Source organism: Nocardioides bigeumensis (assembly GCF_039531755.1).
Lineage (GTDB): Bacteria > Actinomycetota > Actinomycetes > Propionibacteriales > Nocardioidaceae > Nocardioides > Nocardioides bigeumensis.
Map to the genome: position 1 here is coordinate 99,158 of NZ_BAAAQQ010000001.1, position 10,799 is coordinate 109,956.

12 protein-coding genes are annotated in these 10,799 nt (G+C 69.9%); 9 read left to right on the forward strand and 3 right to left on the reverse strand.

Annotated elements, in window-relative coordinates; translation table 11 throughout:
• Position 1: 1 nt before the first annotated feature.
• The 7 genes from lipB (at position 2) to ABD295_RS00530 (ending at position 5,790) form a co-directional block, all read left to right on the forward strand.
• Positions 2-754 carry a lipoyl(octanoyl) transferase LipB gene (lipB, locus tag ABD295_RS00500; protein ID WP_344301518.1) on the forward strand — a complete coding sequence of 251 codons (753 nt, stop codon included), beginning with the start codon at positions 2-4 and terminating at the stop codon, positions 752-754.
• A 58-nt stretch (positions 755-812) separates the two neighbouring features.
• Positions 813-1,394 (forward strand): RNA polymerase sigma factor, encoded by a 582-nt coding sequence (locus tag ABD295_RS00505; RefSeq protein WP_344301519.1) that lies wholly within the window; start codon positions 813-815, stop codon positions 1,392-1,394.
• On the forward strand, positions 1,391-2,050 hold the full coding sequence (locus tag ABD295_RS00510; protein ID WP_344301520.1) for a hypothetical protein: 660 nt from the start codon (positions 1,391-1,393) through the stop codon (positions 2,048-2,050). Before ABD295_RS00505 ends, ABD295_RS00510 begins: the two co-directional genes overlap by 4 nt.
• A 30-nt stretch (positions 2,051-2,080) precedes the next feature.
• The gene (locus ABD295_RS00515; protein WP_344301521.1) at positions 2,081-3,040 is read left to right on the forward strand and encodes an ABC transporter ATP-binding protein; all 960 of its coding nucleotides are present in this window, start codon (positions 2,081-2,083) and stop codon (positions 3,038-3,040) included.
• Positions 3,040-4,041, forward strand: coding sequence for an ABC transporter permease subunit (locus tag ABD295_RS00520; protein ID WP_344301522.1), 1,002 nt, complete (start codon positions 3,040-3,042; stop codon positions 4,039-4,041). The genes ABD295_RS00515 and ABD295_RS00520 overlap by 1 nt, the downstream gene beginning before the upstream one ends.
• Positions 4,042-4,104: 63 nt before the next feature.
• A complete protein-coding gene (gene lipA, locus ABD295_RS00525) occupies positions 4,105-5,046 on the forward strand; it encodes a lipoyl synthase (RefSeq protein WP_344301523.1) in 942 nt (313 codons plus the stop codon).
• A 36-nt stretch (positions 5,047-5,082) separates the two neighbouring features.
• On the forward strand, positions 5,083-5,790 hold the full coding sequence (locus ABD295_RS00530; RefSeq protein ID WP_344301524.1) for a DUF4191 domain-containing protein: 708 nt from the start codon (positions 5,083-5,085) through the stop codon (positions 5,788-5,790).
• A 54-nt stretch (positions 5,791-5,844) separates the two neighbouring features.
• On the opposite strand, the gene ABD295_RS00535 is transcribed toward ABD295_RS00530, so the two are convergent.
• Together ABD295_RS00535 and ABD295_RS00540 are read right to left on the reverse strand one after the other, a co-directional pair.
• Entirely contained in the window at positions 5,845-6,702 is an 858-nt protein-coding gene (locus tag ABD295_RS00535; RefSeq protein ID WP_344301526.1) for an SCO4651 family lipoprotein, read from the reverse strand.
• Positions 6,703-6,739: 37 nt separating this feature from the next.
• Positions 6,740-7,180 carry an RDD family protein gene (locus ABD295_RS00540; RefSeq protein ID WP_344301528.1) on the reverse strand — a complete coding sequence of 147 codons (441 nt, stop codon included), beginning with the start codon at positions 7,178-7,180 and terminating at the stop codon, positions 6,740-6,742.
• A gap of 196 nt (positions 7,181-7,376) precedes the next feature.
• On the opposite strand from ABD295_RS00540, the gene glnA reads away from it, so the two are divergent.
• Positions 7,377-8,795 carry a type I glutamate--ammonia ligase gene (glnA, locus tag ABD295_RS00545; protein ID WP_344301530.1) on the forward strand — a complete coding sequence of 473 codons (1,419 nt, stop codon included), beginning with the start codon at positions 7,377-7,379 and terminating at the stop codon, positions 8,793-8,795.
• A 242-nt stretch (positions 8,796-9,037) separates the two neighbouring features.
• Here the strand turns inward: glnA and ABD295_RS00550 are convergent, their stop codons facing one another.
• The gene (locus tag ABD295_RS00550) at positions 9,038-10,429 is read right to left on the reverse strand and encodes a serine hydrolase domain-containing protein (RefSeq protein ID WP_344301531.1); all 1,392 of its coding nucleotides are present in this window, start codon (positions 10,427-10,429) and stop codon (positions 9,038-9,040) included.
• A gap of 164 nt (positions 10,430-10,593) precedes the next feature.
• On the opposite strand from ABD295_RS00550, the gene ABD295_RS00555 reads away from it, so the two are divergent.
• Positions 10,594-10,791 (forward strand): hypothetical protein, encoded by a 198-nt coding sequence (locus ABD295_RS00555; protein ID WP_344301532.1) that lies wholly within the window; start codon positions 10,594-10,596, stop codon positions 10,789-10,791.
• Positions 10,792-10,799: the final 8 nt, after the last annotated feature.

Genomic DNA, 10,799 nt, shown 5'->3' on the forward strand with positions numbered 1-10,799 from the left:
GGTGCCCCTCGACTACGACACGCGCGGGCTGGGCGCCGGTGCGATCGACTACCTCGCGGCGTGGGACCTCCAACGCGCCGTCCACGCCGACGTGGCTGACGGTCGCCGCGGCGACACGGTGCTGCTGCTGGAGCACCCGCCTGTCTACACCGCGGGGAAGCGCACCGAGCCCCACGAGCGTCCTGTCGATCCGGGTGGCGCGCCCGTCATCGACGTCGACCGCGGCGGCAAGATCACCTTCCACGGCCCGGGGCAGCTGGTGGGCTACCCCATCGTCCGGCTCCCCGACCACGTCAGGGTCGTCGACTACGTACGCCGCCTCGAGGAGGCGCTCATCCACGTGTGCGCCGACCTGGGTGTGACCACCGCCCGGGTGCCGGGACGCAGCGGTGTCTGGCTGCGAGCCGACGGAGCCCGCCCCGAGCGCAAGGTGGCCGCCATCGGCATCCGGGTGAGCCGCGGCGTGGCGATGCACGGCTTCGCGCTCAACTGCGACGTCTCGCTCGAGTGGTACGACCGCTTCGTCCCGTGCGGCATCGCCGACGCCGGCGTGACCACCCTGAGCGAGGAGCTCGGCCGCGACGTCACCACGCACGAGGTGGCGCCGCTCGTCCGCCGGCACCTGGACCATTACCTCGCGTGGGGCCCCTACTCCCCCACGCCCGACTACGAGCCGCGCCCCGACCCGGCCAAGGCAGCCCGGAGCGAGCCCAAGATGGAGCCCAGGATCGAGCTGGTCACGCCGAGTCGTTGACGTCCGGAGGCCCTTCAGCCCGGCAATCCAGAACGGCCCCGGCGTCGTACTGTGCAGTGTGGAGCTCTACTCCCGCGCCGAGCGCGCGGACGACGCCGCGCTGCTCGCGGGCGTGGCGGTGGGCGACGACGCCGCCACGACGGCGTTCGTGCGGCGCTACCAGAGCAGGGTCTTCGGGCTCGCCCTGTCGATCACGCGCGACCGCGGCCTCGCCGAGGACGTGAGCCAGGAGGCGTTCCTGCGGGCCTGGCGGGCGGCGAGCGGCTATGACGCACGACGCGGCTCGGCGCTGACCTGGCTCCTCACGATCACCCGCAACCTCGCGATCGACGTGGTCCGGGCCAGGCGGCTGCTGCCGGTGGACGGCGAGGCGCTGGAACGGTTGGTCGGCGAGACCTTGGAGGACGACCCGCGATCACCCGAGAACGCTGCCGGCATCGAGCTGGAGTCGGCGCGGGCTCGGGCGAGGCTGCGGGAGATCCCGCCTGCCCAGGCACGCGCGGTCGTGCTGGCCACGATCCTCGGCTGCACGGCCGCTGAGATCAGCCGGCGCGAGGACATCCCTCTCGGGACCGCGAAGACCCGTTTGCGCGCCGGACTGCGCGCGCTGCGGTCCGGACTGGTCGAGGAGAGCCCATGACGGCGCCACTGGGCCCCCAGGAGCCGCTCCTCCCGCACCCTGGCGAGGACGCCCTGGTCGAGCTCGCCATGGGGGCCTCACCCGACCCTGCGGCGATCAGTGCGCACCTGCGCGACTGCGCGGACTGCCGCGCGACGTACGACGACCTGACCCGCGACCTCGAGGTGGCCCTGGCCGCCGGACCCGCGATCGAGCCCCCGGCCGGGTTCGAGAGCCGGGTGCTGGCACGGTTGCGCACCGAGGCGACGCCGCAGCCGCGACAGCGGGTACGCGGCGCGGTCCTCCTGGCGGCCGCCGCCGCAGTGGGCCTCGTGGTCGGCGTGCTCGGTCTGCTCGGCGTGCAGGCCCTCACCGACGACGCGCCGCCGAGGGACGCGATGGCGCTGCGCACCGACGACGGCCGTGTGGTCGGGCGGGTGCTGTCCAGCTGGGTGGACGACGAGGAGGTGCTCGTCGTGCGGATCACCGACGGACCGCCGGGCGTCCGCTACGTCTGCCGGCTCCGACTCGACGACGACTCCACCGCGCCCGCAGGCGAGTGGGTGGTGCCGGACTCGGGCACGGCCACGTGGATCACGCCGTCGGACCCGCACGCCGCGAGCATCGAGCTCGTCACCGACTCCGGGAAGGTCTGGTCCACGGCGAGCCTGGGCTGATCACACCCGTGCGGGTGCGAGCATCCCCGGATGACGAACGCTGAGCCTGGGGCACGATCGAGCAGCGGACTCGTGATCGAGACGCACGGGCTGCGCAAGGTCTTCCGGACCCGTCGAGGCGAGGTCCGGGTGGCCGTCGACGGTCTCGACCTGGCGGTCCCGGCCGGCGGCGTCCACGGCTTCCTCGGACCCAACGGCTCCGGCAAGACCACGACCATCCGGATGCTGCTCGGCCTGGCACGCGCGACCGCGGGCTCGATGCGACTGCTCGGCGCCGACGTGCCAAGCCGGCTGCCCGACGTCATCGACCGGGTCGGCGCGGTCGTGGAGTCGCCGAAGTTCTCGCCGCACTTCACCGGGAGGCAGAACCTCATGCTGCTGGCGCGCACGATGGGCGCCGCGCCGGACGCGGTCGACCGCGCGCTGGACACCGTCAGCCTCGCGGGCCGCGACCGGGAGCGCTTCAAGGGCTACTCGCTCGGCATGAAGCAACGACTCGCGATCGCCGCGACCCTGCTCAAGGACCCCGAGCTGCTGATCCTCGACGAGCCGACCAACGGCCTGGACCCCGCAGGGATCCGCGAGATCCGCGACACCATCCGCGAGCTCGGAGCGACCGGGGTCACCGTCCTGCTGAGCTCGCACATCCTGGCCGAGGTCCAGCAGGTCTGCACGTCGGCGACGATCATCGGCAACGGCCGGATGCTGGCCTCGGGCAACGTCCAGGAGCTGCTGGCGTCCTCCGGTACGTCGTACCGCGTGCGCGTGGCCGATCCTGCTGGTGCGCGCACGGTGCTGAAGGCCGCCGGGTTCGATGCCGCCGACGCGCCGGACGGGCTCCTGACCGTCGACGGTGACCGGCCACCAGAGGAGATCAGCCGCACGCTCGGCGAGAGCGGCCACTGGGTCGCGGAGCTGACCCCGGTGCGCGTCGACCTGGAGACGTTCTTCCTCGAGCTCACTCGCGACGAGCAGCTGGGAGCGGCGTGATGGGGAGGCTGCTGGGGGTCGAGCTGGCGCGCCTCCGCTGGCGCCGTGCGGTGCGCGTGCTGGTGGCAGCGGCGTTCGTGATCCCGCTGTTCGTCTTCGGCGGCACAGCCTGGTCGACCAGGCCGGTGTCCGAGGCGGAGATCGCCGAGGCGACGGCGCAGGCGGAGCAGGAGGCCCAGCAGCCATACGTCCAAGAGAGCATCGAGATGTGCCTCGAGGACCCCGAGATGTACTTCGGCCCGGGCTTCGAGACCGAGGACCCCGAGCAGGAGTGCATCGACGCCAACACACCCAGGGACGAGTGGTACCTCCAGCGCTCCCCGTTGGACGTGCCCTCGGTGGTGAACGACCTCGGTACCGCGATCCCGGTCATCCTGGCCGTCCTGATGCTGCTCGCCGCTGCGACGTACGTCGGCGCCGACTGGGCCTCCGGGTCCATGAGCAACCAGCTGCTCTTCGAGCCCCGGCGCGGCCGCGTGTGGGCTGCGAAGGCGCTGGTGCTCGCCATCGTCGGAGCCGTGGTGGGTCTGGTCGTGCAGACCCTCTTCTGGGTGGGCGTGCGGGGGCTCGCCGCCTCGCGCGACATCGCCGTGCCCGGCCAGACCTGGGACCTCGTGCCGGGCATCGTGCTGAGGGGCACGCTGATCGTGGTCGGCGCGGCGCTGCTCGGCTACTCCCTGACCATGCTCTTCCGCAGCACGGTGGTCACCCTGGGCATCCTGTTCGGCGTTGCCGTGGCCAGCACGATCATCATCGCCGCGCTCCCGCTCGGCGGCGACAACGAGCGCTACATGCTGCACACCAACGTCGGCGCGGTGGTCCAGGACGGGGTCGACTACTACTCCAGCGAGAGCTACACCTGCACCTACGAGGACGGCGTGGAGTCGTGCGACGGGCAGCGGCGGCTCTCGCTGGCCGGCGGAGCGTCGTACCTCGCCCTGATCCTGCTGCTGCCGGGTTTCGCCGGCCTCGCGACGTTCCGTCGGCGCGACGTGCCGTAGGCCACGCTCCCGGGATCGTCCGGCCCGTGGGTCACTGCACCGTCCCACGTACACTTGGGCAACGTGACCCAAGCGCCCGCGACCCCTGAAGGCCGAAAGCTGCTGAGGCTGGAGGTGCGCAACGCGGAGACCCCGATCGAGCGCAAGCCGGAGTGGATCAAGACCCGCGCCAAGATGGGTCCCGAGTACACCGCCCTCCAGAGCCTGGTGAAGTCCGAAGGCCTGCACACCGTCTGCCAGGAGGCCGGCTGCCCCAACATCTACGAGTGCTGGGAGGACCGCGAGGCGACCTTCCTCATCGGGGGCGACCAGTGCACCCGTCGCTGCGACTTCTGCCAGATCGACACCGGCAAGCCACAGCCGCTCGACCGCGACGAGCCGCGCCGGGTCGCCGAGTCGGTGCAGAAGATGGAGCTGCGCTACGCCACCATCACCGGTGTCGCCCGCGACGACCTGCCCGACGGCGGCGCATGGCTGTACGCCGAGACGGTGCGGGCCATCCACGAGCTCAACCCCGGGACCGGCGTCGAGAACCTCATCCCGGACTTCAACGGAAAGCCCGAGCTCCTGCGCGAGGTCTTCGAGTCGCGGCCCGAGGTGCTGGCCCACAACGTCGAGACCGTGCCGCGCATCTTCAAGCGGATCCGTCCGGCCTTCCGCTACGACCGCTCGCTCGGCGTCCTCACCGCGGCGCGTGACTTCGGGCTGGTCACCAAGTCCAACCTGATCCTCGGCATGGGCGAGACCCGCGAAGAGGTCTCGCAGGCGCTGCACGACCTCCACGACGCGGGCTGCGAGATCATCACCATCACGCAGTACCTCCGCCCGTCGCTGCGCCACCACCCCGTGGAGCGTTGGGTCAAGCCCGAGGAGTTCGTCGAGCTCAAGCAGGAGGCCGACGAGATCGGCTTCGCGGGCGCGCTGTCCGGGCCGCTGGTGCGTTCGTCCTACCGCGCCGGACGCCTGTACCGTCAGGCCATGGACGCCCGCGTGGCCTCCGTCTGACCCCACCCGCCCACCACCCAAGAGGCCGCTTCCCGCATGAGCACCACAGCCCCGGAGGACATGAGCCGGCGCCAGCAGATCGTCGAGACCTACAAGTACGCCAAGGTCGGCGACAAGCGCCTCGGCCTCTGGGTCTTCCTCGCGTTCCTCGGCGGCGCGGCCGTCGGCGCCGGCCTCTTCTGGCTGCTGCCGCCCGACGGCGGGATCTTCGAGATCATCGCGACCGTCATCGGCGGGCTGCTCTTCGGCTTCACCACCGCGCTGCTGGTTTTCAGCCGCCGGGCCCAGGCGTCGGCGTTCAAGCAGATGGACGGCAAGCCCGGCGCGGCAGCCGCGGCCCTCAACGTGCTGCGGCGCGGCTGGACCACGACGCCGATGGTCGCCTTCACCCGGCAGCAGGACGTCGTGCACCGCGTGATCGGCCGCCCGGGCATCGTCCTGGTCGCGGAGGGCAACGCCAACCGGCTGCGGCCGGTGCTCAACAACGAGCGCCGCAAGTACGAACGCGTCGCCTCCGACACCCCCGTGCACGAGGTGATCGTCGGCGACGGCGAGGGACAGGTCGCGCTGCCCAAGCTGGTGCGCCACGTGCAGCGCCTCCCCAAGGGCCTCAAGCCGGCCGACATGACCGACGTGCTCAACCGCGTCAAGGCGATCGACGCGCAGCGTTCGGCGCTCCCGCTCCCCAAGGGGCCCATCCCCACGAGCATGAAGGGCATGCGCGGCAACCTCCGCGGTCGCTGAGCCGGCCGAGATTCCCCGGCTGACCGGCGCGGGGAATCTCTTGGAAGCCGGTGCTCAGCTGCTCGGCATCTGCATGATCTGGTCGGCCGGCGGGGCCTCGATGTCGACGGGCTCGTCCCAGTCGGTGAGGTGCACCTCGACGGACCCGGTGTCGCCCAGGTCCAGCTGCATCTGGCGGATCCGGTCGTCGTCGTCGAGCCACAGGTCGTAGTCGAGCTCCTTGGGGATCCCGGCGGTCCCGGCGTCCTTCAGCGACTCGACCTTGGAGGTGTCCAGGGTGAGGACGTAGTGCTCGGTGCTCTCGCCGTCGATGTCCTCCTCGCCGACGTACACGACCTTCTGGACGCCTTCGGCGAACTGCTCGAACTGGCGCACCGGGTCCATCGAGTCGGTGAGCTCGCTGATGTCGCCCATCGGGCTGTTGGGGTCGTTGGGGTCCATCTTGATGAACTTGCCCTTCGACTGCTGACCCATGTTCATGTAGAAGATGCCGTCGACGAAGCGCATCTCGATCTCGCCGCCCATGCTCGGCATCGCCATCGTCATCGACATCGACGCCGGCTCGGTCTGGTAGTCGATGTCGCCCTCGGCGTCGATGTTCATGCCACCCATCCCGGTGGACATCGTCATGTGGGCGGTCGTGGAGTTCTCCACTCCGGCCTGGAAGTCCTCCAGGAAGTCCGCGGCGTCGATCTCCTCGCCCTCGGCGACCTCCTCGCCCTCGTCGGACGACTCGTCGGTCTCCTCCGCGTCGGCGGTGGCGTCGGGCTCCTCGCTGGAGCTGGACGTCGTCTCGTCGGCGGCTTGCTCGGACGGCTCGTCGCCGCCGCAGGCGGTCAGTCCGACGAGCAGGGTGGTGGCAGCGGCCGCTGCCAGGGATCGACGCAGTGGAGCGCGCAGGTTCGTACGCATGTGAGGCCTTCCGGTGTGGGTCTCGGTGGTTTTCAGACTAACGAGGACCCGGTGAGCGGTCCGCCGAACCACGAACGCCGTCGAAGACGGCGCGAGGCACCGTTGCACTGCCGGCCGCGAGGTCGTGGAGACCGCGCCCGTCCGGCCGGAACACCAGCGGCGGGATGACCAGGCAGATCAGCAGCTGGCGCAGGACGCACCGCAGCAGGTCGGGCGGGCGCGGCCAGATCCGGCCGCCGGACTTGTCGCCGGCGTACGCCGCCACCCTCAGGCCGGTGGCCAGCTTGCCGAACGAGCCGCCGGCCAGGGCGGTCAGCAGGCTGCTCTCGAGCAGGAAGACGCCCATCGTGTAGGTGCCGGCGTAGCGGTCGTCCAACCAGCCGCCGGGGCCGAGCACGGCGATGACGGCCAGCGTGCTGGCGATCCAGTCGACGAAGAGCGCGAGCGTCCGCCGGGCCCACGAGGCGGTCTCGATCACTGCTCCAGCCTAGGTGTCGAGGCGTTGTCTCCACCGGCCGGGCGACCTGTTACACGCAGGAAACAATCGGGATACGGTCGGGAAACTGCCCCTGCCTAGGTTCAGGGGGACCGCTTCCCCGATATCTGGCCCCAACCCGTAGCCACGATTCCTAGACCCGCGTCGGCCCGGCGTCCAGCCGAGCCAAGGAGGACGAATGTTCGCAAACAGCGACGAGCTGCTGAGGTACCTCAAGGACGAGAGCGTCGAGATGGTCGACGTCCGTTTCTGCGACCTGCCCGGCATCATGCAGCACTTCACGGTGCCGGTGAGCTCCTTCAACCAGGACGTCTTCGACAACGGCCTGAACTTCGACGGCTCCTCGGTGCGTGGCTTCCAGGCCATCCACGAGTCCGACATGGCGCTCTTCCCGGACGCGACGACGGCGTACCTCGACCCGTTCCGCGCCGCCAAGACCCTGGTGGTCAACTTCTTCGTGCACGACCCCCTCACCGGCGAGGCCTACTCGCGCGACCCTCGCAACATCGCCAAGAAGGCGCAGGCCTACCTCAAGGGCACCGGCATCGGCGACACGGCGTACTTCGCGCCCGAGGCGGAGTTCTACGTCTTCGACTCGGTCCGCTTCGAGACCACGGCGAACGCCGGGTACTACCACATCGACTCCGAGGCCGGCGCCTGGAACACCGGCTCGGAGACCGACAACCGTGGCTACAAGGTCAAGTACAAGGGCGGCTACTTCCCGGTGGCGCCGTACGACCACTTCGGCGACCTGCGCGACGAGATCGTCATCGAGATGGAGAAGACCGGCATGCTCGTCGAGCGCGCCCACCACGAGGTCGGCACAGCCGGCCAGGCCGAGATCAACTGGCGCTTCGACGAGCTGCTCAAGGCCGCCGACGACGTCATGAAGTTCAAGTACCTCGTGAAGAACGTCGCCTGGCGCAACGGCAAGACCGCGACGTTCATGCCGAAGCCGATCTTCGGTGACAACGGCTCGGGCATGCACTGCCACCAGTCGATCTGGAACGACGGCGAGCCGCTGTTCTACGACGAGACCGGGTACGCCGGCCTGTCCGACATGGCGCGCTACTACATCGGCGGCATCCTCAAGCACGCCCCGTCGCTGCTGGCCTTCACCAACCCGACGGTGAACTCCTACCACCGCCTGGTGCCGGGCTTCGAGGCGCCGGTCAACCTGGTCTACAGCCAGCGCAACCGGTCGGCCTGCGTGCGCATCCCCATCACCGGCTCGAACCCGAAGGCCAAGCGCATCGAGTTCCGCTGCCCGGACCCGTCGTCGAACCCCTACCTCGCGTTCTCGGCGATGCTGCTCGCCGGCATCGACGGCATCAAGAACAAGATCGAGCCGCACGAGCCCGTCGACAAGGACCTCTACGAGCTCCCGCCCGACGAGCACGCCGACATCCCGACCGTGCCCGGCTCGCTCAACGCCGTGCTCGACTCGCTCGAGGCCGACCACGACTTCCTCCTCGAGGGCGGCGTGTTCACCCCCGACCTGATCGAGACCTGGATCGACTTCAAGCGGACCATGGAGATCGCCCCCGTGGCGCTCCGTCCACACCCGCACGAGTTCGAGCTCTACTTCGACATCTAGTCACTTGTGCACGTAAAGCTCGAACTCACCGTTCGAGCACGAGGGCCCCGGCTTTGCCGGGGCCCTCGTCGCGTTCGCATTTCGACGACTGCACATCAGGGCCCTGCCACTACCCCGTGCCGGCAGTCGAGGTTGCCGCTCATGCCGATGAGCGGGCTTGAGGATCCGCAGCACCTTGCCGCCTGCCCCGGCGATTCTTGGGACTGCGGCCTCGTGCCGTGGCCGGAGAACGCTGTGCGTGGTCAGCGGGCGACGTACGCCAGGCGGTGCAAGGGGAACCCGACGTAGTTGACACCGGCGATTGCGCCCGACGCGGACCGCAGGAAGACGACCCGTTCGCCGACGGACTCGCCCTCGCCCAACATGAAGACCAGCGGGTCGTCGGTGGCCGTGAGGCGCGCGGCCGACGCAGAGCCGTCCTCGAGGACGACGAGAGTGCCGTCGCGGGCCTCCACCCGGATGCCGAAGCCGTACTCGTCCTCCTCGTAGCTGCCGAGAAGCTCCCGTTGCGCCGCTGGAAGAGGTTGCGGAGGGCCTTGCGGGAGGTCGGGCGGCCGGTCCTGATGTGCCTGCAGGATCAGCGACGCCACTTCGTCCACCAGGGACGCGGGCCGAGCCGAGCCGTTGACAAGCGTGACCACGGCGAGGCTGTCCTCGGGCCGGAACAGCAGCTCCGCACGCCAGCCGTAGAGGGAGCCGGTGTGGCCAACCCACCGGGCGTCCCCGAGCCGCCGCGACATCCAGCCGAACCCGTAGGCCAGGTTCCAGTTCGTGTCGGCCAGGACGGCGGAACGCTGCATTTCGCGCAGCGAGCGGCCGTCCAGGACCCGGTCACCGTCCCCGCGCTTGTCCTCGTCCTTCGTGTGGAACTGCACTGTCGCCCAACGGGAAAGGTCCGCAACCGTCGACCACATTCCGCCGTCGGCGAGGTAGGTCGAGGAGTCGAACTCTCTGCTCGGGGACAACGCATCGTCGAACCGGCGCGGGCCGTGGCCGGTCGCCACCCGGGAGGCCTGGGCCGTGTCGGGGAAGAACGTGGTCGAGCTGAGTCCAGCGACGGTGAGGACGTGCTCCCGGACGTACGCGTCGTACGGCTGTCCCGACACCCGACCCACCACGACGCCGAGCAGCCCGTAGGCAACGTTGCTGTAGCGCCACTCAGTCTCCGGCGGCGCCAGCACCCGCACCCCGTCCAGTCGCGCGAGCAGCTCCTCCTCGGTCCACAGGGCCAGCTGCCACAGGTCGTCGTTGGCGGGCACGTCGTTCTGGAGCCCAGACGTGTGGGACAACAGCCTCCGGAGCGTCAGGTCCTCCACCGGCCCGAACGGGTCCTCGATGGCTTCGGCTTCGGGCACGTGCGCGACGAGGGGGTCGTCGAGCCGCAGCCGCCCCTTGTCGCGCAGCTGCAGGATCGCCGTCGCCGTGAACGACTTGGTGATCGAGGCGATCCGGAACATCGTGTCCGCCTCGACGCGGCGGCCAGAGGCCTGGTCGGCAAAGCCCATCGCGCAGCTCCATGCCAGCTCGCCGTCGAGCACCACCCCCATCGCCATACCGGGCAGCCTCTGGTCGACGAGGAACCTGGCGGCGAGGGTCTCGAGACGGGATGCGATCGGGTCGAGGACGGTGGACATGCTGACATCGTGGCCCTACATGGCCCGTCCCGCCATCCACGGAGCCGTTGGTGAGCCGCCAACTACACGCATCCGGATCTGCTGCTTAGCGTGCGCTCGGAGACGCCCGCTGCGGCCACGACCAGCCTGTAGATGATTATGTCTACATTGGTCATGATCGACGCATGGGTGAGACGACGACGATCCGTATCAAGAGGGAGACGCACGCGCGGATCAGCCGTTTGGCCACGGAACGTCACGAGACCATCGACGAGACTGTGAGCCGGGCGATCCGCGCCCTCCGCCAGGACGCCATGGCTCGAGACCTCGCGACGGAGCTCACGGACGACGAGGTGGCATGGCTCGATGCTGACGCCGGGTGACGTCGTCG